The organism is Streptococcus suis, assembly GCF_002960445.1.
GTDB lineage: Bacteria > Bacillota > Bacilli > Lactobacillales > Streptococcaceae > Streptococcus > Streptococcus hyiners.
On record NZ_POJD01000195.1, the window covers coordinates 51,638 to 72,451 of the forward strand.

Genomic DNA, 20,814 nt, shown 5'->3' on the forward strand with positions numbered 1-20,814 from the left:
CTCCTTCTATTTCACACGGATACGTGGATCTACAATACTCATGATAATATCTGAAATCAAGGTTCCCAAGAGAGTTCCCATACCAAATATCAACAAGAGGGCCAAGATAACACTATAATCACGACTAGAAATGGAATTATAGAACAATTGACCGATACCTGGATAGGTAAAAATATTCTCGATAAAGATAGAACCGCCGATCAAACCAGTCAATTCATAACCCAAGAATGATGCGATTGGCAGAATAGAGTTACGGAAGATATGACGGTTGTAAACCACACGCTCAGGAACACCCTTAGCACGCGCCGTACGGACATAATCTTGGCTCTTAGCATCGATAATCCCTGTACGGAGGTACTGGATGGTTACTGTTGTAGATAAGATAGCCATGGTAATCGCCGGTAAAATCATATGATGAAGACGGCTGAGTACTGCTGCAAAACCTTCAACGCCACCCCCGATTGAACCACGAGTTGGGAACCAGCCCAAGCTAAAACCAAACAACCACAACATAAGAATGGCAAAAACGAAGGTTGGTGTTGAGAAGGTCAGGAAGTTGTAAACCCCAATCACCTTATCAGCTAGAGAGTTTTGGTAGCGACCAGCAATCATCCCCAAAGGAAGGGCAATAGCATAGGTCAAAATCATGGTCAAGAGCGACAACCAAATAGTGTTGTTCAAGCGTTGCATGATAACATCCAAAACAGGTTGCTTAAAGAGGAAACTCTGACCAAAATCACCCTGCAAGAGATTACCAACCCAGCGGAAGTATTGAATATGAATTGGGTCATAGTACCCTGCTGCAATCCGTTTTTGTTCGATAATGGCTGGGTCGATATTGGGATCAATCATACCCGTAAAAGGATCCCCTGGCATCATCTTAGCCACGAAGAAAGCGATGACACTCAAAATGATAATTTGAGGAATCATCATGAGCAAACGACGTAAAACTGTTTTCCACATCTTAGTTCTGACCTCCTTTTGGAAGGGCTACCTGATGAGTTGCTGAGAAGGTTTGTAAATCGTAAACTCGACCCTTTTCATCATAGTATTGACCTTGTTTTTCTTGATACTCTTTTTCAGCAACCAAGCGTTTTTCCTTGTTCTTCAAACGATTAACTGGATCAATCGATGGAATAGCTGACAAAAGACGTTTGGTATAGATATGCTGTGGATTGTTATAGATGTCCTGCTTGTTACCCGTTTCTACGAAGCGACCACGGTACATGATAAACAATTCGTCACACATATGTTGCACAACACCAAGATCATGAGAAATAAAGAGGTAGCTGAGTTTAAACTCATCTTGGATACGTTTCATATAGTTCAAAACCTGAGCTTGAACAGACAAGTCCAAGGCAGAAACAGGCTCATCAGCAATAATCAGACGCGGATTACTTGCTAGGGCACGGGCAACGCCGATACGTTGACGCTGACCACCTGAAAATTCATGTGGATACTTGATCAAGGCTTCTTCGTTGAGACCGATGGTATCCAAGAGTTGAAGGACTTTTTTCTTCTCCTCATCTGGAGAAAGACGGTCAAAGTTACGAATAGGCTCAGCAATAATGTCTAAAATACGTTTTTTAGGGTTGAAACTAGAAAGCGAATCTTGGAAAATCATTTGGACATCACGATTAAAGTTACCTTTTTTACTGCGTGATTTGTTGGTCACATCCTGACCCTCATAGATGATTTGACCAGATGTAGCCCGCTCCAAACCAATAATTGCCTTACCAATTGTTGACTTACCAGAACCTGACTCGCCTACCAAACCATAGGTTTTTCCCTCTTCAAACTCGAGATTGACACCATCCACGGCATAAACATGGTCTGTGACACGGTTAAAGAAGCCACTTCGAATTGGATAATGGACTTTTAAATCTTTTACTTCAATAAATCCCACTATTTAGGCCTCCTCTTCAAAATAGAATGTTTCGTGACAAGTACAACGAACAAAGTGGTTTGGTCCTACTTCATGCATACCTGGATTTTCCTCGTGAGCACTTGCTTCAATCCAAGGAATACGTGGTGCAAAACGGCAACCTTGACGCAACATTTTGGTAATCGGTGGTACGATACCTTCGATAACGTGAAGATCCCCACCTTCGCCACCTGATTGCGGATTTGACTTCAAGAGCGAACGTGTATATGGATGTTTTGGATTGGTAAAGAGTTCCTCAACAGGAGCCACCTCAACAAACTGACCACCATACATAACGGCTACACGATCAGCCGTTTCTGCCACTACACCCAAGTCGTGGGTAATCAAAATAATACCAGAACCCGTTTCCGCCTGAATATCATTCAAGAGGTCCAAAATCTGTGCCTGAATGGTCACATCCAAGGCTGTTGTAGGCTCATCGGCAATAATGATTGGTGGCTTACAAGAAAGGGCCATAGCGATAATAATACGCTGGCGCATACCACCTGAAAGTTCATGTGGATACTGCTTGAAGGTACGCTTCGGGTTCGGAATACCTACTTGAGCCAACAACTCCAAAACACGCTCCGTACGAGCAGTCGCATCCAAGTCCGTGTGATAGAAGAGGGCTTCATCAATCTGCGCTCCAATGGTCATCAAGGGGTTGAGGGAAGCCAAGGGATCTTGAAAAATCATCCCAATGTCATTTCCGCGTACAGTATTGTACTTAGCTTCATCCATCCCAATCAACTCCATATCATTGTACTGGATACTTCCTGTTATTTTTGTGTTTAATGGATTGTGCAAGCCCATAATGGTCGTTGCCAAAGTAGATTTACCACATCCTGATTCTCCAACGATTGCAAGAATCTCATTCTTCTGCAATGAAATATCAACGCCATCAACAGCATCAAAATAATCATCAGCAATACGGAATCCGACGTGTAAATCTTTAATATCTAAAAGCGGTTTTTCAGTAGCCACGCTTCGTCCTCCTTTGTCTATCGGCTAATCAAGCTCAATCATTTCGAACTCTATAATATCAACATCATCCAGTCTTTGACTAACCAATTCATATATTAAAAAGTAAATTACTCTTTTTTTGTGTACTGGTTCTACTATACCATAATTATCTGAAAATTCCAATAGCCATCTGAAAAAAGCCAACCAGGTTGGCTTTTTCAGATACTATTTGGATGAAATAGGATTATTCTGCTGCTACACCTTTGTCAGCTGTCAATTCGATATTTTCAAGCGCAATACCTTTGCCTGAAGCTGAACCGTAGTTAGAATCGTAGTTCTTCACACGTTTGTTAAGTGCTGTAATTTCTTCAGATTCAAATGTTGGGATAGCAAATGCTTGTTCAGCAGCATACTTTTGCCATGCCTTGTAGCTTTCAAGGTTTTTCTTCTCATCAAATGATTCTACTGAGCCGATTGCCTCCAACAATTTAGTGTTTTCTTCAGATACGAAACGTGACATGTTGAATGGAGCAAGTTCTCCCCAAAGTCCGTTAGGATTTGGATCGTAACCTGTTGACCATCCACCAGCATACATATCAATTGCAGGGTCATTTGCTTGAATTGCATCGTAGAAAGTATTTACTTCAACAGTACGGCCAGTGTACAATTCAACATTCAAGCCAACTTCTTTCCACCAAGCAATGTATTGTTGTACGAGTGCTTCGTTGGCTTCTGTACGTTTACGAGCTGCGAAAGTGATTTTGAATTCTTTACCGTCTTTACCTTCACGAATGCCGTCACCGTTTGTATCCTTGTAGCCAGCTTCATCCAAGAGTTTCTTAGCTTTTTCTGGATCGTATGTGTAGCCTGCCAATTCAGAATCGTGAAGATCGCCAAAGAATGAGATAATCAATGATTTTGCTGGGTGGTACAAACCGTTGTACAATTTCTCACCAGCTGTCTTGGTATCAATTGCATAGGCAATCGCTTGACGAAGTTTCACATCGTTCATCTTAGCGTTTTCGTTCATGACGTTCTTCTCAGCAGCCTCGTCATATTTACCAAAGTTAAATGAGATGTATTCGTAAGATGAGTTAAGTGAACCAACGATGTTCAAGTTAGACAAGTCTTTGTATGAGTCCAATTGGTCAACCGGCATATCTGCGATATCGTAGTTACCAGCTTTCATCTCAGAAACGATAGTATCAGGTGATACGATATCGATCTTCAATGAGCTTGTTTTTGGAGTTGTTCCCTTGAAGAAGTGTTCGTTTGGAACGTAAGTGATAGACTCACCGTTAACGATTTCTTTAATCTTCCATGGACCCATACCTACAAGTTTAGCAGTACGTGAGTACTCGCTCTTTTCCCAATCAGCCACAGGAATATCTTTATAGATGTGTTCTGGCTGGATATAGGCAGGTACATCACCACCAGCATACATCATAGAAGGTGACATTTCTTTCACAGTCAATTCTACTGTGTAGTCGTCAACTTTCTTGATACCAGAAATATCAGATGCTGTTCCAGCCACAAATTCTTCCATACCAACGATGTTCAAGAATTTATCATCAAAACGCACACCTGTGTAGTCTTTGCTTGCCAATGACTTGATTGTGAAGATGTAATCATTGATTGTGAATGGCTGACCATCAGACCACTTGTAGTCTTTACCTGTCAAACTAACAGTGATTTTTTTGTTTTCGATATCAAATTCAGCCTTAGCAAGACCTGAATCGTCTAATTTACGATTTCCATCATAACCGAACATTGAGATATCGACCATTCCACCAAAAGTTGAGTCTGTTGTATTCTCAGTCAATTCATCAATCAAAAGACCTGATGAAGTTGTTGGCGACACCCAAGCGTATTTCAACTGTGCATCAGCCACAGCAGTTCCGTCTTGTTTCACTTCTGACGGGAATGACAAGTTTTGTTCTGTTGAGCTTGATGATTTAGAACCACAAGCAGCAAGTACAGATGCAGAAAGAAGAGTTACACCTGCAAGTGCAAAGAGTTTTGTTGTCTTTTTCATAAAACACCTCTGTTTTCTTTTTGTTTGACACATAATTGTATGTCTTATGAAATTTATTATATCATAAAATTTTCTTAAATAAAGTCTTTTTGTCAGAAAATTTTGTAAAAACATAAATTTTCATTATTTTCTATTATTTTTCATGTTTTTTCCTTATTTTTCTTACAATCCATGTGATATAATGGAAGAAATATCAGATAAAGGAATGTTTATGCGTAAGTTAATACTTCTATTATTGGCAACCTTTAGTTTTCTTATCGGAGGCCCCGCTGTCCTAGCGGACGATTTCTCGGTAGCAGCTAAACATGCTATCGCGGTTGAGGTTGATTCAGGAAAAATCCTTTTTCAACAAGATGCTGAAACCAAAGCCAGTGTCGCCTCCATCAGTAAGCTCTTAAGTGTCTACATGGTCTACGAAGCCTTGGAAAAAGGCGAAATCAACTTGGATACCATGGTGGACATTTCAGACTACTCCTATAGCTTGACTGCCAATATCGAACTCAGTAACGTGAATTTGGATGAGCGCACTTATTCTGTCCGTGATCTATTGAATGCCTCTCTCATCACTTCATCCAACAGCGCCATCATTGCTCTGGCTGAAAAAATAGCGGGTAGCGAAGCCGCTTTTGTAGATCGAATGAAGGCAAAAGTTCAGGAATGGGGCATTACAGATGCTAAAATCGTTAACGTTTCTGGATTGGATAATGCTGATTTAGGAGGTAATATCTATCCTGGTTCCAGTCCTGAAGATGCCAATCACTTTTCAGCACTCGATATGGCTACTATTGCACGTCGGCTCATTCTTGACTATCCGCAAGTCCTAGAGATTACCTCACTCAACGCCTATGACTTTGGTGGCTATACCTACTATAGCACCAACCAAATGCTGAGTGACGGAACCCATGCTCGTGGGGGAGTGGATGGGTTGAAAACAGGGACCTCAAACTCTGCTGGTTCAGGTTTCTTGGCCACAACCCAACAAGCTGGTATGCGTATCATTACAGTAGTCCTCAATGCCACGGACGGTTTGGCTATGCCTGATAATCGTTTTGTTGCAACCAATGATTTGATGAACTATGTCTATGCCAATTTTTCACGGGTTGCAATTGCCGAAAAAGGAAAAGCCTACAACAATAGTAAAATTAAGGTCTTTAACGGAGAAAAGGAAACCAGTCCCGTCGTTGCTGCTGCAGACCTATACATCGTTCAGCGCAATCAGACAGAATTGACTGCGTCTGCAAACTTTATCCCTACTACAAATGAAATCGATGCACCCTTGACTGCTGGTAGCGTTGTTGGAAAACTACAATTAAAAGACCAAGACTTGATTGGGAAAGGTTATATTGGAGAGCAAGCCAGTGTAGAAATGGTCCTCCCAAATGATATGAAAAAAGCTCCTTGGCCAGTTTCATGGTGGAATAACTTCGTTCGATATGTGAACGAGAAATTATAATACAAAAATACTATGCCAGATAAGCACTCGGCATAGTATTTTTATGTTATAGGCTTGTAAAGTTCCTGCAGGGAGCAACATCAGTGAGGTAATCTAATCTCCCAGACTAGTTTGCTAAATTTACATAGTAGAGCGACTGCCATCGCTCCTCAGCTCCCACCTCGGTTGGTGAGAGCTCCTGCGGAACTCCTCACTACATATCATTTTCTTACAGAAAACGACGAGCGTGGAAGGAATAGGAAGTTTATAAGATTATAAAGAAGAGCGACTGCCGTCGCTCTCTATTTCCAACGAGCGTTGGCATTGCAATGTAGAGTAGCATTCGCTACTCCTTATCACCAACCCCGGTTGGTGAGAGTTCCTGCGGAACTCCTCACTACATATCATTTTCTTACAGAAAATGACGAGCGTGGAAGGAATAAGATTTTTATAAGATTACAAAGAAGAGCGACTGCCGTCGCTCTCTATTTCCAACTAGCGTTGACATTGCAATGTAGAGTAGCATTCGCTACTCCTCATCTCCCACCTCGGTTGGTGAGAGTTCCTGCGGAACTCCTAGCTACATATCATTTTCTTACAGAAAACGACGAGCGTGGAAGGAATAGGATTTTTATAAGATTACAAAGAAGAGCGACTGCCGTCGCTCTCTATTTCCAACGAGCGTTGGCATTTGTGTGCTCCAAATAGCTTCTTAGCTATGTGGAGCTACACAAATTAGCCAACGCTCCCCTCCATCTCATAGGCAATCAGTCTGTTGAGTTCGACTGCGTATTCCATTGGGAGTTCTTTTGTGAATGGTTCGACAAAGCCCATGACAATCATTTCTGTGGCTTCGGATTCAGATAGGCCACGGCTCATGAGGTAGTAAAGTTGCTCTTCTGAGATTTTTGATACTTTGGCTTCGTGTTCAAGCGCCACTTGTGAATTGTGAATTTCATTAAATGGAATGGTGTCTGATTTGGAAATATCATCCATGATAATGGTATCACACTCGATGTGGCTGATAGACTTGGCTGAGTTTTTAGCAAAGGTAACTTGACCACGGTAGTTGACTTCTCCACCGCCACGGGCAATGGATTTGGATACGATAGAGGATGAAGTGCGTGGGGCGTTGTGGATCATCTTGGCACCGGTATCCTGTACCTGACCCTTGTTGGCAAAGGCAATGGACAACATGGTTCCACGAGCTCCTTCGCCTTCCAAGTAAACCGCTGGATATTTCATGGTCGTCTTAGCACCAAGGTTGCCGTCAATCCACTCAACTGTGGCATTTTTCTCAGCACGGGCACGCTTGGTTACCAAGTTATAAACGTTGTCAGACCAGTTTTGAATGGTGGTATAACGCATATAGGCACCTTCGTGGGCAATGATTTCCACAATAGCAGCGTGGAGGCTAGCTGTTGAGTAAGTCGGAGCCGTACAGCCTTCTACGTAGTGAACACTTGCTCCTTCATCCACGATGATGAGGGTGCGTTCGAACTGCCCTGTTCCTTCGTTGTTGATACGGAAGTAGGTCTGGAGTGGAATATCTAATTTAACACCTTTTGGTACGTAGATGAAGGTTCCACCCGACCAAACCGCTGAGTTGAGGGCGGCTAGTTTATTGTCTGACGGTGGAACTAGTTTTCCAAAGTATTTTTTGAAGAGTTCTGGATGTTCCTTGAGGGCCGTGTCAGTATCTGTAAAGATAATGCCGTGCTTGTCGTACTCTTCCTTCATATTGTGGTAGACCACTTCTGATTCGTACTGGGCAGAGGCTCCTGCCAGGTAGGCACGCTCGGCTTCTGGAATACCGATGCGTTCAAATGTTTCCTTGATTTTTTCCGGTACATCATCCCAGCTCCGTGCTGGCTTATCCGACGGTTTTTGATAGTAAACAATATCATCAAAATCCAGTTCAGACAAGTCGGCTCCCCAGGTCTGCATCGGCATTTTCTTGAAGGTTTCGTAGGATTTCAAACGGAATTCCAACATCCATTCTGGCTCGCCTTTGATACGGGACATTTGACGAATAACTTCTTCGCTCAAGCCCTTACCAGTCGAAGCCACCAGTTCCACATTTTCATCATGGAAACCGAATTTGTATTCCCCAAGATCAATCGGGGTTGGTTCAATTCTTTCTTCTGACATAATATAAGATACTAAGCCCAAAAAGTATGAGAATGCTGTTACGCTTTCCTCAAAGCTTGCTGGGCCTGTTCAATTCCAATCAGAAACTGAACAATCCTTTCTGTATGATTTTCATTTTTATTTATTTGTTCATGCTCATTCAGCACTTTCATTTCGTTCGATCGTCTTCTTTAAGGCATTCCACGGTAATGTGGCACATTTGATTCGTTGAGGAAATTTGGCGACACCTGCAAGGAGAGAGGCGTCCCCTAACTCCTTCTGACGTGCATCCTCTTGCCCTTGTACCATTTGCGAAAATATTTCTGCTAGTTCTTCAATATGCTTGATTTCTTTGCCAAGGACTGCTTCAGTCATCATGGAAGCCGAGGCGGTTGAAATGGTACAGCCAACACCATCAAAGGCAATGTCGGAAATCTTCCCATTTTCAAACTTGACGGATAGTTCAATCACATCGCCACAGGTTGGGTTGTGGAGCTCTAACTTTTCCACTCCGTCCAAGCTCCCACGATGGCGAGGCGACTTGGAGTGTTCAGACACAACTGCCATATAAAGAGAATCTAATCTAGATAGGGCCATTGAAAAACTCCTTTGTCTTGATGATTGCCTCAACCAACTTGTCACAGTCAGCCTTGGTGTTGTAGATGTAAAAACTTGCTCGAACGGTGGCTGGTACCTGCAAATACCTGAGAAGCGGTTGGGCACAATGGTGACCAGCCCGCACAGCAACACCTTCATAGTCCAGAGCAGTTGCCACATCGTGTGGATGCAAGTCGTCCAAGTTAAAGGCAATAACTCCCGTCCGCTTGGACAGATCCTGACTGCCATAAATGGTCAAGCCTGGAATAGCCTGCAATTTTGGAAAGACATAGTCAACCAGTTCTGCCTCGTGGGCCTGGATAGCGTCCATACCAATTTCGGTCAGGTAATCAATGGCTGCTCCCAGCCCAATGGCACCTGCAATATTGGGCGTTCCTGCTTCAAACTTCCAAGGCAATTCCTTCCAAGTGGCTGACTGCTCATAGACAAAGTCAATCATTTCACCGCCGAATTCAACTGGCGACATGAGATTGAGTAATTCTTCCTTGCCGTAGAGAACGCCAATTCCTGTCGGTCCCAACATCTTATGGCCTGAAAAGGCATAGAAGTCCACGTCTAATTCTTGCACGTTGACGGCCATGTGGGGAACTGACTGGGCTCCGTCCACCACCAAGTAGGCACCGACTTGATGCACCAGCTCTGCTATTTCTCCGATAGGAGCCACACTGCCCAGGACATTGGACACGTGGGCCAGGGAGACGAACTTGGTCTTGGAAGATAGTAGCGATCGCAGGTGGTCCATATCCAGCTCGCCGTCTTTTAGAGGGACATAGCGGAGCTTAGCACCTGTTTGCTGACAGGCTTGCTGCCAAGGGATGATATTGGAGTGGTGCTCTTGGACCGAGATCATCACTTCCTGGTCTGGCTGGAGAATTTCTCTGGCAAACTGAGCCACCCAGTTAAGACCGGTGGTCGTTCCTCTGGTGAAGAGGATTTCCTTGCTAGACTTGGCCTGGATAAAATCAGCTACCTTCTGCCGAGCCGCCTCGTAGCGAGCCGTTGCCCGTTCCGAAAGGATGTGAACGCCACGGTGGACATTAGCATTGTCCTTCTGGTAATAATCTGCCAGCACATCCAGCACCTGCTGCGGTTTTTGAGTGGTCGCCGCATTGTCCAAATAGACCAGCGGCTCATCGTTAACAACTTGGTCTAGGATTGGAAAATCCTTGCGAATGCGTTCCAAATCCATATCTTATCTCTTTGTTAGTTTTTCTTCAATGACGGCAATCAGCTCGTCACGGACTTCCTTGACAGGGATTTCTGTGATGACGGCACCAAGGAAGCCACGAATGACCAATCGTTCAGCTGTTGCACGGTCCAAACCACGACTCATGAGATAGTACATATCCTCTGGGTCAACCTGTCCGATAGAGGCTGCGTGACCAGCTGTAACTTCGTTCTCATCGATGAGGAGGATTGGGTTGGCATCGGAGCGAGCCTTATCGGATAGCATGAGAACACGGCTTTCCTGCTGGGCATCTGCACCCTTGGCACCACGGACAATGTGACCGATACCGTTAAAGGTCAGGGTTCCACTTTCAAGGATAACCCCATGTTGCAGAATGTGACCGACAGAATTATGACCGTAGTTGGTCACGCGCGTATCCACACCTTGGACCTGACGGCCTGATGAAAGACCAACAACCTTGAGGTTGGCATGGCTACCATTTCCTTTTAATTCGCTGTCCAAATCGGCAATCACATTTCCTTCGTTAAGAAGACCGATTGCCCAGTCAATGCTGGCATCGTTTCCAAGATAACCACGGCGGTTAAGGTAGGTATCCAAGTGCTTGCCAAGGCGGTCAATGGCTGCAAACTTGATTTGGCTACCCGCAAGGGCAATGACTTCCACAATGATATTAGCCGAAGTCGCTTCCGCTCCATCTCCCAAACTTTCAAAGCGTTCTAGGTAATTAAACTTGGCATTTTTCCCAGCAATGATGAGAACACGTTTGTTAAAGGCAATCGAGCTAGTGCTATCTTGGTAAAAAAGTGCCTCAACTGGCTGGTCAATTTCAACGTTGTCAGGAACATAGAGAACCGCGGTTGCGTTGAAATAGGCTGTATTGCAGGCTGCCAATTTGTGTTCATCAAATGGAACTGCTACACCGAGGTATTTCTCAATGACATCAGGAATGACATCTAGAGCTGAAGCAAAGTCCGTAAAGACCACACCTTTCTCTACAAGGTCAACCGGCAACTGTTCTAGAACCGTTTGGCTGCCAACCTGGACCAACATAGGATTGTCACCGATAGCTGTAAAATCTGGAACAGCTCCGATTTCATCATTTGTAGCAAGGCTTCCATCACCTAGATTCCAACGGTGAAACTTGACCCGCTCGATAACCGGCAAGTCCAGCTCTGCTATTTTGTCAAAAGCCTTAAGACGCAGGTCTGTCAACCAAGTTGGTTCTGCCTGCAAGGCTGAAAATTCTTGAATTTTATCTTTGGTCATAGGGTCCTCCAAAGACTTAAATGTCATCTTCTTTGTAGTCGATGCCAAGCTCAGCTGCGACTTGGACATAGCCTTCTTTTTCCAAGCGTTGCGCCAATTCTGGTCCACCTGACAGAACAACACGGCCTTCCATCATGACATGGACAACATCAGGAGTGATGTAGTTGAGCAAGCGTTGGTAGTGAGTGATAATCATGGCACCGAAGCCTTCACCACGCATAGCATTGATACCTTTTGATACCACTTTAAGGGCATCAATATCTAAACCTGAGTCAATCTCGTCAAGAAGAGCGAAAGTTGGCTCTAACATGAGCAACTGCAGAATTTCATTGCGTTTTTTCTCACCACCTGAGAAACCTTCGTTGAGGTAACGCTCTGCCATTTCCTCTTTCATGTTGAGGAGTTCCATCTTTTCATCCAACTTGGTGATGAAATCGCGGACAGAAATCTTGTCTTCATCTTCCTTGCCAGCGTTCATAGCAGCACGGAGGAACTCTGCATTGGTGATTCCCGGAATTTCCGACGGGTATTGCATGGCCAAGAAAAGTCCCATACGAGCACGCTCGTCCACTTCCAACTCCAAAATATTAACACCGTCAAAGAGAACTTCCCCTTGTGTTACTTCGTAGCTTGGATTACCCATGATAGCTGCGGAAAGGGTGGACTTGCCTGTTCCGTTCGGTCCCATGATGGCTGCAATTTCACCTGTTTTGAGGGTCAAATTGACACCTTTGAGGATTTCCTTACCTTCGATTTCAACATGAAGGTCTTTGATTTCTAATACTGACATCGTATACTCCTTTATTTATTATCTTTCTCATTATATCAAAAAAAGAGCCTAAGGGCTCTCTTCTTGTTTAGAAAGATTCTTATTTTCTTTTCTTGGTCTGCTGTTTACGAAGACAGCGCTTTTCCTTACAATCCGCTATGCGTTCCTGACGATAACTACTGTTGCCAATGAAACGAAGGAAATTAAGCAAGGGCATGCGATTTTCACCAAAAATACCTATCAACTCACATAAGACCTCTACACCCAGACCCATGGTTAGAACCAAGAGAACACCGCCTAGACGACTGGAAACATTGAGCAAGAGCGAGGTTAAAGAAAATAGGAAGGAAATGGCATAGATAACTAAAACTGTACCACGATGGGTCAAGCCTAGAGATAGCAAACGATGGTGTAAATGCATCTTATCCGCCTCTGAAATTTTTTTTCCAGACAATTTTCGACGGATGATGGCTACAACCGTATCTGTAATTGGAACCCCCAAGATAATCATGGGGGTAACTACCGCAACAGCTGTAGAATTTTTCAATCCTTGGAGTGACAAAACTCCAATCATGAAACCAATAAAGAGAGCTCCGGTATCACCTAGATAAATAATAGCTGGATTATAATTATAAGGTAGAAAGCCTATAATAGCGGCCACTAAAATAAAAATAGTCAGGGTCAAAAAGATATTGCTATCATGTAAGAAAAAGTAGGAAACAATTCCCATGGTCGTCAAGGAAATGATAGACACCCCTGACACCAAACCATCTAGACCATCGATCAAATTAACGGCATTAGTAATTGCCACAATCCACAAGACAGTTAAAAAGAAGGATAGCCAGCTTGGAAAAATGAGCAAGGGCCCACCGAATGGGATCTTGAAGCTATCAAAGTGGAATTCCGTAAAAAACCAGATCAGGGTTGCTGCAAGAACAATTCCAAACATCTTTGGAGCTGGACCCAACTCCTTCACATCATCAATATAGCCTGTAATGATGATAATAAGCGAGGATACAATCAAGGGCAAAATATAATGCAGGTAGGTTCCATGATAATTGATGTGGGTGACAATTCTCGGCAAAAAGACCAAGGCAGCCAAGGAAAAAGCTATGAAGATAGCTAAGCCTCCAGCCGATGGCATGGGCACCTTGTTGATTCTACGCGCGTTTGGATTATCCACTGCTCCAACCTTGAAGGATAGAAAACGCACCAAAGGAGTTGCTATCGCTGCTACAACCATGGTCGAAATGATGACCATTATATATTTTAAAGCAAAAGGCATCATAGCAAGGAAACCTTCCTAAGTTCCTCTAGGGCTGCAACTGGCAAGAGGGTCACCCCATGTTCCTGTAAGACAGGTCTAGTCAACTTAGTATCATTGGCAAATTCCAACATACGCGCCAGAAGATAGTCAGGGTAACGCTTAGAACGTTCCTCGATATTGATCAAGACAGTCATATAGTAATGACCGTCCATCTTATAGAGCTCTGACTCTTCGATAGGGTAATCTACTGTTCCTACAAAAGCCATCAGTTCATCCATGTTAGGAAAATCAAGGATATAGTAGATGTAGCCTTCTGACTCGCTCTCCTCAGCTTCTTCAGCTTTTTCAACTTCTTCCAAATGACGAACAGCATCCATATCCTTACTGCTTCGCTCTCGAGCAGTCTGCTCCAAATTCTTGAAAAATTCATCCGGACTCATGCTGGAAATATCACCAAAATCCGACAAGTCAGAAAACTCATCAAAATTCAAATTCTGATCTAAGTCAGACTTGGTTACAAAAATATCCACCCGATCTGGTTTAGGAGTGACACGAAAACTTAACATCCCACTTTCTCGGAAGGTTAAAGGCAATTCTAATTCGTCCAAGACGGTATAGAAAAATTCTTCTGTCTTTTCTTGAGGAATGAGGAAGTCAGCCAGCTCCATCCCTCTTTCTTCTAAATCATCCATTTTTATAGTGATTTTCAAGGTCGAATCACTAATTTGTTTTACTTTCATACTTACCTCATACTAATGAATAGGTGCCGAAAAATATAGCATTCATTTTCAATTCTCATACATATCTCTTTCCATTATACTAAATGACTGCTTGAAAGACAAAAGAAAAGCAGGTTGCCCTGCTCTTAAAATAAGAATGTGATAAAAGAATAGACTAGCAAAATTACTCCCAAGATAATACGGTAATATCCAAAAACTGTAAAATCATTTTTCTTCACAAAGTCGGTCAAGAAGCGTATAACAACTAAGGAAACAAGATAAGCAGTCAAACTAGCAACCAAGAGAATGAGAACTTGCTCAAGATTTAGGCTATTTCCGTCCAAGAAATATTTAACAGCTTTCAGACCACTGTAACCAAACATGGTCGGAATTCCCAAGAAGAAGGTAAAGTCAGCAGCAACCGTTCGACTTGTACCCAAAATGATCGCTCCAAGGATAGTTGCTCCAGAACGACTAGTGCCCGGAACAATGCTCAAGACCTGGAAGCAACCAATCAAGAGAGCTGTCTTATAAGACATTTTAGCCAAATCTGTCACCTGTGGCTCTAGATCCCGATTACGATTTTCGATCCAGATGAATGCAATACCATAGACAATCAAGGCAATGGCAATAGGGACCATAAAGTTAAAATGCGCTTCAAACCAACTATCCAATGGAACAGCTATTAGAATAGAAGGCAGGCAGGCTATGACAACCTTTGCCCACAATTGCCAGGTCAACTGAATCTCACGCTTGGTCTTACCCGGCTGGAAGGGGTTTAATTTTTTGAAATAGATGGTCATAACAGCAAGGATGGCTCCCAACTGGATGACGATATTGAACATTTCTACAAAACTAGCACTTTGGTTGAGCTTCATAAACTCTTGAACCAAAATCAAATGCCCTGTTGAAGAAACAGGCAACCACTCTGTCACCCCTTCAACAATCCCTAAAAAAACAGCTTTTAATAATTCGAGTAACATACTACACTCCTTTATATCAAGTCTTATTATTATACCATAAAAAAAACTTCCTTTCATGGTACAAGGAGATTGAAATTTGTCAGAATTTTTAATAAAATGGAATAATATTATTTATTAAGGAGACATTATGAAACATAAACTTAGTATATTTCTGCTAACACTGATTGCTGTTTTTTCCATGGCAACCGGTGTTAAAGCAGATGAATACCTCCGGGTAGGAATGGAAGCAGCCTACGCTCCATTTAACTGGACCCAAGAAGATAACAGTAACGGAGCAGTTCCGATCGAAGGAACCAACCAATTTGCCAACGGTTACGATGTCCAGATTGCAAAAAAAATCGCAGCATCTATGGATAAAGAGTTGCTAGTTGTTAAAACCAAGTGGGAAGGTCTGGTTCCTGCCCTTACTTCTGGCAAGATTGACATGATCATCGCCGGTATGAGCCCAACTGAAGAACGTAAGAAAGAAATTGCTTTCTCAGACAGCTACTATACATCTATTCCAACCTTGGTTGTTCGCTCAGACAGCCAGTATGCTACGGCGACTAGCTTGGCTGAATTTGCTGGTGCCAAAATCACTGCCCAGCAAGGTGTCTACCTCTACGATTTGATTGACCAAATCCAAGGAGCTGATAAACAAACAGCTATGGGTGATTTCTCTCAAATCCGTCAAGCACTAGAAGCTGGTATTATTGATGCCTATGTTTCTGAGCGTCCAGAAGGTCGTACAGCCGAAGCAGCTAACAAGACATTCAAGATGGTCGAATTATCGGATAATTTTGAAACCAATGCTGAGGACGTGACTATTGCTGTCGGTATGCGTAAAGACGATGCTCGCATCAGCCAGGTCAATGAAGTACTAGCTACTCTTTCGGAGAACGACCAAATTGCCCTTATGGACAATATGATTGAAAACCAGCCTGTTGAAGAAGCCAGCGAAGGCGAAACTCCTAGCTTCTTTGCTCAAGTGTGGAATATCATTGTCAACAACTGGCAGCAGTTGCTTCGTGGTACTGGAATGACCCTGCTCATTTCCATCCTTGGAACCATTATCGGTACCCTTATCGGTCTTTTAATTGGTGTTTTCCGTACTGCTCCAAAAGCAGCTAACAAGGCTCTTGCTATTGGTCAAAAAATTCTCGGTTGGTTTATCAATATCTACATCGAAGTTTTCCGCGGTACACCAATGATTGTACAATCTATGGTTATCTACTACGGTACTGCCCAAGCCTTCGGTCTTAACCTTGACCGTACCCTGGCTGCCATCTTCATCGTATCCATCAACACAGGTGCTTACATGAGTGAGATTGTCCGCGGTGGTATTTTCGCAGTAGACAAGGGGCAATTCGAAGCCGCAACGGCTCTTGGATTTACCCACAACCAGACTATGCGCAAGATTGTTTTGCCACAGGTTATCCGCAACATCCTCCCAGCTACTGGTAATGAGTTCGTTATCAACATCAAGGATACTTCTGTATTGAATGTTATCTCAGTTGTTGAATTGTACTTCTCAGGAAATACTGTTGCCACACAAACCTACCAGTACTTCCAAACTTTTACCGTCATTGCCATTATTTACTTTATCTTGACCTTTACTGTGACCCGCATCTTGCGTGCAGTTGAAAAACGCTTTGACACAGACACCTATACAACTGGTGCCAACCAAATGCAAATCGAGGTGCTTCATGACTAAGAACATCATTCTAGAAATTAAAAACCTAAAGAAATCCTACGGACAAAACCAAGTCCTCAAGGACATTTCTGTGACAGTTGAAAAAGGAGAAGTGATTTCCATCATCGGTTCTTCGGGGTCTGGAAAATCAACCTTCCTCCGTTCCATCAACCTCTTGGAAACACCAACCGAAGGACAAATCCTCTACCACGGTCAAGACGTCTTGGGCAAAGGCTATGATTTGACCACCTATCGCGAAAAACTAGGCATGGTTTTCCAGTCCTTCAACCTCTTTAACAACCTCAATGTCTTGGAAAATGCCATCGTAGCACAAACCACTGTATTGAAACGCGATCGTGCAGAGGCTGAGAAAATCGCCAAAGAAAACCTCAACAAGGTCGGTATGACTGAGCAATACTGGCAGGCCAAACCAAGCCAACTCTCTGGTGGTCAAAAACAGCGTGTTGCCATTGCCCGTGCTCTGTCTGTAGATCCCGAAGTTATTCTCTTTGATGAACCAACTTCTGCTCTAGATCCAGAAATGGTCGGTGAGGTACTCAAAACCATGCAGGATTTGGCCAAGTCTGGTCTAACCATGGTGATTGTTACTCACGAAATGGAATTTGCCCGCGATGTTTCTGATCGTGTTATCTTCATGGATAAGGGTGTCATCGCTGAAGAAGGTACTCCTCAACAAATCTTTGAAAATCCACAAGAAGAGCGGACCCGCGAATTCCTCCAGCGTTTTTTAGGATAAGCTTTCTCTCTTATAGATAGTAACCTTACCAGTTTCAAAGCTGGTAAGGTTTTTTGACGTCAAAAAAGAGGGCTCGATGACCCTCTTATGCAATCGTCTAAATACTATGACTTAGATTAGTTTTCAAATTTCTTGTGGTTTTTGTCGTAAAAGTCAATCAACCCCAAGGCAGTCGCAAATGAAATGTTGTCAATTTTAGCGCGTCCTTGTGCAAGAGCGATAACTGACATCTCACGAGCATTTGTTTCCTTGCTGATACGGTAGCCAGTGATTTTCTTTTCGCGTACCCAGCCGACAACAGCGGCAACTTTTTCGTAACTAGTCATTAGGAACCCCTTTCCAATTTATTCGTGCAATTAAGTATAATACAAATTGCTTTGAATTGTCAAGTAAAATGTTCGGATTTTACTCAATTTTTAACCTTTAGAGCAGATAATATTTGTGTACGTACATCCTCCACTCCGCCAGCATTAGCTGGTAAAAAGATTGTTTGATTACCTCCTTGTGCAAAATTGTTTAATGTATCCAAGTATTGGTTGGTCAACAAGATAGACATAATCTGCTCTTCCGTCATGCTGATGTTAGACTCTTTCAATTCACGAATAGAGTCTGCTAGTCCGTCTACAATTGCCTTCCTTTGTTGGGCAATCCCCACACCATGTAGGCGGTCTTTTTCAGCTTCTGCTTCAGCAGCAGTGACTATTTTAATCTTATCGGCTTCTGCCAATTCTTGGGCCGCAACCCGTTTCCGCTGAGCTGCGTTGATTTCATTCATTGATTGCTTAACCTCGGCATCTGGCTCAACCTTGGTAATCAAGGTCTTGACAATAACATAACCGTAGGTCGACATTTCTTCCGCCACCTGCTTTTGTACTTCAAGGGCGATTTCATCTTTCTTCTCGAAGAGTTCATCCAAGGTCAATTTCGGAACGGATGACCGCAAGGCATCTTCAATATAGGATTTAATCTGTGCCTCTGGATGCATGAGTTTGTAATAAGCATCCGTAACATTGTTTTCATTGACACGATACTGAGTGGCGACATTCATAGTCACAAAGACATTGTCCTGGGTCTTGGTTTCTACCACAATCTCACTCTGCAACATCCGTAATTGGATACGGGCCGCAATCACATCTACCCCAAAGGGGATTTTAAAGTTAATACCAGAGGTAGAAGTCTTTTGGTACTTCCCAAACCGCTCCACGATGGCAACCGTCTGTTGCTTGACCACGTATAGCCCTGAAACCACTAAAATCAAGACAAGCAAGACCAAAAATAAGAAACTAATGAAAACCATCAAAAAACCAGCTTCCATATTTACCTCCTAAACAAGCATTTTATAAAGTGAGTCATTTTCATGAAGATTGATATATTGGGGATCAAAATCCTCCAAACGCGATAGGAACTGTGCGTAATCCTCCTTATTGCCCAAGGCAATCCCTATCAAGACCGGACCTGTTCCCTTATTGGCACGTTTGATGTACTCAAAGCGAGTAATATCATCATTTGGACCTAAAATATCATTTACAAATTCACGCAAGGCACCCGGTCGTTGCGGGAAATTCACTACAAAGTAATGTTTAATCCCTTCATAAATAAGGGCACGCTCTTCCATCTCCGGCATACGGTTAATGTCATTATTGCCACCTGAAATAATACAGCAGATAGTCTGCCCCTTAATCTTATCTTTGATGACTTCTAAAGCTGCCACAGTCGCTGCACCTGCTGGCTCAGCTACAATCCCGAGTTTTGAATAGAGGTCCAAAATGGTACCTGAAATCCAACCCTCATCAACACCAACCAACTTATCGACATGCTTGCGAGCCACTTCATAAGTTCTAGCACCAACCTTTTGAACAGCAATCCCATCCGCAAACTTATCAATGCTCGCCAATTTGATAGGACGTCCCTTATCAAAGGCTGCCTTCATGGAACGAGCACCGTTAGCTTCAACGCCGATAATCTTGATTTCTGGCGCGTGTTCTTTGAGGTAGGCAGAAACACCAGCAATCAAACCGCCTCCACCTACGGGCACGAGGATTTGATCAAAACTAATGGTCTGTTCCTGGGCTTCTTCTATTATTTCATAGGCAACCGTTCCTTGACCCGCCTGAACATGGTCATCGTCAAATGGGTCGATAAAGGTCTTACCACTCTCCGTAGTATAATCCTGTGCTGCCTGAGCAGATTCATCAAAAGTATCGCCCACTAAACGAATATCTACATAGTCACCGCCAAAGAAACGAACCTGTCCAATCTTTTGCTGTGGTGTTGTAATAGGCATAAAGATGGTTGCTGGTATCTGCATCTCTTGACAAGTATAGGCAACACCTTGGGCATGGTTGCCGGCAGAAGCACAGACCACACCTAGCGCCTTTTTTTCATCTGATAATTGAGAAATGGCATAGTAGGCTCCACGTATTTTAAATGAACGAACGCGTTGCTCATTCTCACGCTTGATATAGATGGTGGCTCCGTACTTTTCTGATAAGTAGCGACTGTAATCTAATGGCGTTCGAACGACAACTCTTTTTAAGACTTCGTAGGCCTGCTCTACATTTTTTGCTGTAATCATATTTGCACTAATTTCTTTCTATCAATCATATTGTACCAGTATTTTAAAAATAATACTAACAATTATACGCATATTTAAAATAATATTATATATTTCGGTCAAATACCGAACTTTTTAGCTATAGTAGTCTTCCTTGAGTGGGTCAAAGTAACCTCTCTAATGATGGATCGAGTTACACTTAGACATAGGGATCCGAAGAAAGCAAATACTATCTATTAAAGGACTATACCATAAATAGACGGTCAAAAGAGCTGGCCCCACCAGCTCTTTAATATGTCTTGTCTACTAAACTTTTCCAAAACTCCCTAACTTCAAAATAGGATAGGGAAGCAAAAGCTTTTCCAACTGTCTATTGGTAACCAAAATTCCGCTTTCCAATCTTTTAGCGTATGCTTGAATTTCTGGACGACTAGCTGAAAGAGCCTATACCATGTTCTTTCACTCCACTTCAACTGCCTTGCTTTCGTATTTCTCGGCAAGGGCTAGAATAGCCTATCCGTAGGCTGCCTCGCTCT

At 43.0% G+C, this 20,814-nt stretch carries 18 protein-coding genes; 3 read left to right on the plus strand and 15 right to left on the minus strand.

Annotated features, from left to right (window positions below):
• Nucleotides 1-6: 6 nt before the first annotated feature.
• From opp4B to C1G53_RS07980, 4 genes are all read right to left on the minus strand, one after another.
• The gene (opp4B, locus tag C1G53_RS07965; RefSeq protein WP_105118297.1) at nucleotides 7-963 is read right to left on the minus strand and encodes an oligopeptide ABC transporter permease; all 957 of its coding nucleotides are present in this window, start codon (nucleotides 961-963) and stop codon (nucleotides 7-9) included.
• Nucleotide 964: 1 nt separating this feature from the next.
• Entirely contained in the window at nucleotides 965-1,906 is a 942-nt protein-coding gene (locus C1G53_RS07970) for an ATP-binding cassette domain-containing protein (protein ID WP_105118298.1), read from the minus strand.
• A 3-nt stretch (nucleotides 1,907-1,909) separates the two neighbouring features.
• Complete coding sequence (locus C1G53_RS07975) at nucleotides 1,910-2,908, minus strand: ABC transporter ATP-binding protein (protein ID WP_105118299.1); 999 nt, start codon at nucleotides 2,906-2,908, stop codon at nucleotides 1,910-1,912.
• A 223-nt stretch (nucleotides 2,909-3,131) separates the two neighbouring features.
• On the minus strand, nucleotides 3,132-4,922 hold the full coding sequence (locus C1G53_RS07980) for an oligopeptide ABC transporter substrate-binding protein (RefSeq protein WP_105118300.1): 1,791 nt from the start codon (nucleotides 4,920-4,922) through the stop codon (nucleotides 3,132-3,134).
• A gap of 211 nt (nucleotides 4,923-5,133) precedes the next feature.
• Between C1G53_RS07980 and pbp3 the strand changes: the two genes are divergently transcribed.
• The gene (pbp3, locus tag C1G53_RS07985; protein ID WP_105118301.1) at nucleotides 5,134-6,375 is read left to right on the plus strand and encodes a D-alanyl-D-alanine carboxypeptidase PBP3; all 1,242 of its coding nucleotides are present in this window, start codon (nucleotides 5,134-5,136) and stop codon (nucleotides 6,373-6,375) included.
• 714 nt (nucleotides 6,376-7,089) lie between these two features.
• On the opposite strand, the gene sufB is transcribed toward pbp3, so the two are convergent.
• From sufB to C1G53_RS08025, 8 genes are all read right to left on the minus strand, one after another.
• A complete protein-coding gene (sufB, locus tag C1G53_RS07990) occupies nucleotides 7,090-8,505 on the minus strand; it encodes a Fe-S cluster assembly protein SufB (protein ID WP_105118322.1) in 1,416 nt (471 codons plus the stop codon).
• Nucleotides 8,506-8,640: 135 nt separating this feature from the next.
• Nucleotides 8,641-9,081 (minus strand): Fe-S cluster assembly sulfur transfer protein SufU, encoded by a 441-nt coding sequence (sufU, locus tag C1G53_RS07995; RefSeq protein ID WP_105118302.1) that lies wholly within the window; start codon nucleotides 9,079-9,081, stop codon nucleotides 8,641-8,643.
• Complete coding sequence (locus C1G53_RS08000) at nucleotides 9,068-10,291, minus strand: cysteine desulfurase (RefSeq protein ID WP_105118303.1); 1,224 nt, start codon at nucleotides 10,289-10,291, stop codon at nucleotides 9,068-9,070. The genes sufU and C1G53_RS08000 overlap by 14 nt, the downstream gene beginning before the upstream one ends.
• A gap of 3 nt (nucleotides 10,292-10,294) precedes the next feature.
• Nucleotides 10,295-11,557 (minus strand): Fe-S cluster assembly protein SufD, encoded by a 1,263-nt coding sequence (gene sufD / locus C1G53_RS08005; protein WP_105118304.1) that lies wholly within the window; start codon nucleotides 11,555-11,557, stop codon nucleotides 10,295-10,297.
• 16 nt (nucleotides 11,558-11,573) lie between these two features.
• Nucleotides 11,574-12,347 (minus strand): Fe-S cluster assembly ATPase SufC, encoded by a 774-nt coding sequence (gene sufC / locus C1G53_RS08010; RefSeq protein ID WP_024376584.1) that lies wholly within the window; start codon nucleotides 12,345-12,347, stop codon nucleotides 11,574-11,576.
• A gap of 79 nt (nucleotides 12,348-12,426) precedes the next feature.
• A complete protein-coding gene (locus C1G53_RS08015; RefSeq protein ID WP_105107769.1) occupies nucleotides 12,427-13,614 on the minus strand; it encodes a glycosyltransferase family 4 protein in 1,188 nt (395 codons plus the stop codon).
• Nucleotides 13,611-14,333, minus strand: coding sequence for an adaptor protein MecA (mecA, locus tag C1G53_RS08020; RefSeq protein WP_105107770.1), 723 nt, complete (start codon nucleotides 14,331-14,333; stop codon nucleotides 13,611-13,613). Before mecA ends, C1G53_RS08015 begins: the two co-directional genes overlap by 4 nt.
• A gap of 125 nt (nucleotides 14,334-14,458) precedes the next feature.
• Nucleotides 14,459-15,295, minus strand: a complete 837-nt coding sequence (locus tag C1G53_RS08025) for an undecaprenyl-diphosphate phosphatase (protein WP_105118305.1) — start codon at nucleotides 15,293-15,295, stop codon at nucleotides 14,459-14,461.
• Nucleotides 15,296-15,422: 127 nt separating this feature from the next.
• Here C1G53_RS08025 and C1G53_RS08030 point away from each other — a divergent pair, with 127 nt between their 5' ends.
• Both C1G53_RS08030 and C1G53_RS08035 read left to right on the plus strand, forming a co-directional pair.
• On the plus strand, nucleotides 15,423-16,988 hold the full coding sequence (locus C1G53_RS08030) for an ABC transporter substrate-binding protein/permease (RefSeq protein WP_105118306.1): 1,566 nt from the start codon (nucleotides 15,423-15,425) through the stop codon (nucleotides 16,986-16,988).
• Nucleotides 16,981-17,724 carry an amino acid ABC transporter ATP-binding protein gene (locus tag C1G53_RS08035; RefSeq protein ID WP_105118307.1) on the plus strand — a complete coding sequence of 248 codons (744 nt, stop codon included), beginning with the start codon at nucleotides 16,981-16,983 and terminating at the stop codon, nucleotides 17,722-17,724. The genes C1G53_RS08030 and C1G53_RS08035 overlap by 8 nt, the downstream gene beginning before the upstream one ends.
• A 116-nt stretch (nucleotides 17,725-17,840) precedes the next feature.
• Here C1G53_RS08035 and C1G53_RS08040 read toward each other — a convergent pair whose 3' ends face one another.
• From C1G53_RS08040 to ilvA, 3 genes are all read right to left on the minus strand, one after another.
• Nucleotides 17,841-18,050, minus strand: a complete 210-nt coding sequence (locus tag C1G53_RS08040; protein ID WP_009910800.1) for a hypothetical protein — start codon at nucleotides 18,048-18,050, stop codon at nucleotides 17,841-17,843.
• 83 nt (nucleotides 18,051-18,133) lie between these two features.
• A complete protein-coding gene (locus tag C1G53_RS08045; RefSeq protein WP_161941391.1) occupies nucleotides 18,134-19,021 on the minus strand; it encodes an SPFH domain-containing protein in 888 nt (295 codons plus the stop codon).
• A 27-nt stretch (nucleotides 19,022-19,048) separates the two neighbouring features.
• Nucleotides 19,049-20,299 (minus strand): threonine ammonia-lyase IlvA, encoded by a 1,251-nt coding sequence (gene ilvA, locus C1G53_RS08050; RefSeq protein ID WP_105118309.1) that lies wholly within the window; start codon nucleotides 20,297-20,299, stop codon nucleotides 19,049-19,051.
• Nucleotides 20,300-20,814 lie beyond the last annotated feature (515 nt).

Coding starts and splice junctions, on each gene's coding strand:
- C1G53_RS08045 (WP_161941391.1), bottom strand. CDS start 19,021: ATGGTTTTCATTAGTTTCTTATTTTTGGTCTTGCTTGTCTTGATTTTA.
- sufU (WP_105118302.1), bottom strand. CDS start 9,081: ATGGCCCTATCTAGATTAGATTCTCTTTATATGGCAGTTGTGTCTGAA.
- C1G53_RS08015 (WP_105107769.1), bottom strand. CDS start 13,614: ATGATGCCTTTTGCTTTAAAATATATAATGGTCATCATTTCGACCATG.
- sufC (WP_024376584.1), bottom strand. CDS start 12,347: ATGTCAGTATTAGAAATCAAAGACCTTCATGTTGAAATCGAAGGTAAG.
- C1G53_RS08035 (WP_105118307.1), top strand. CDS start 16,981: ATGACTAAGAACATCATTCTAGAAATTAAAAACCTAAAGAAATCCTAC.
- sufB (WP_105118322.1), bottom strand. CDS start 8,505: ATGTCAGAAGAAAGAATTGAACCAACCCCGATTGATCTTGGGGAATAC.
- C1G53_RS08000 (WP_105118303.1), bottom strand. CDS start 10,291: ATGGATTTGGAACGCATTCGCAAGGATTTTCCAATCCTAGACCAAGTT.
- C1G53_RS07980 (WP_105118300.1), bottom strand. CDS start 4,922: ATGAAAAAGACAACAAAACTCTTTGCACTTGCAGGTGTAACTCTTCTT.
- opp4B (WP_105118297.1), bottom strand. CDS start 963: ATGTGGAAAACAGTTTTACGTCGTTTGCTCATGATGATTCCTCAAATT.
- mecA (WP_105107770.1), bottom strand. CDS start 14,333: ATGAAAGTAAAACAAATTAGTGATTCGACCTTGAAAATCACTATAAAA.
- pbp3 (WP_105118301.1), top strand. CDS start 5,134: ATGCGTAAGTTAATACTTCTATTATTGGCAACCTTTAGTTTTCTTATC.
- C1G53_RS08040 (WP_009910800.1), bottom strand. CDS start 18,050: ATGACTAGTTACGAAAAAGTTGCCGCTGTTGTCGGCTGGGTACGCGAA.
- sufD (WP_105118304.1), bottom strand. CDS start 11,557: ATGACCAAAGATAAAATTCAAGAATTTTCAGCCTTGCAGGCAGAACCA.
- ilvA (WP_105118309.1), bottom strand. CDS start 20,299: ATGATTACAGCAAAAAATGTAGAGCAGGCCTACGAAGTCTTAAAAAGA.
- C1G53_RS08030 (WP_105118306.1), top strand. CDS start 15,423: ATGAAACATAAACTTAGTATATTTCTGCTAACACTGATTGCTGTTTTT.
- C1G53_RS08025 (WP_105118305.1), bottom strand. CDS start 15,295: ATGTTACTCGAATTATTAAAAGCTGTTTTTTTAGGGATTGTTGAAGGG.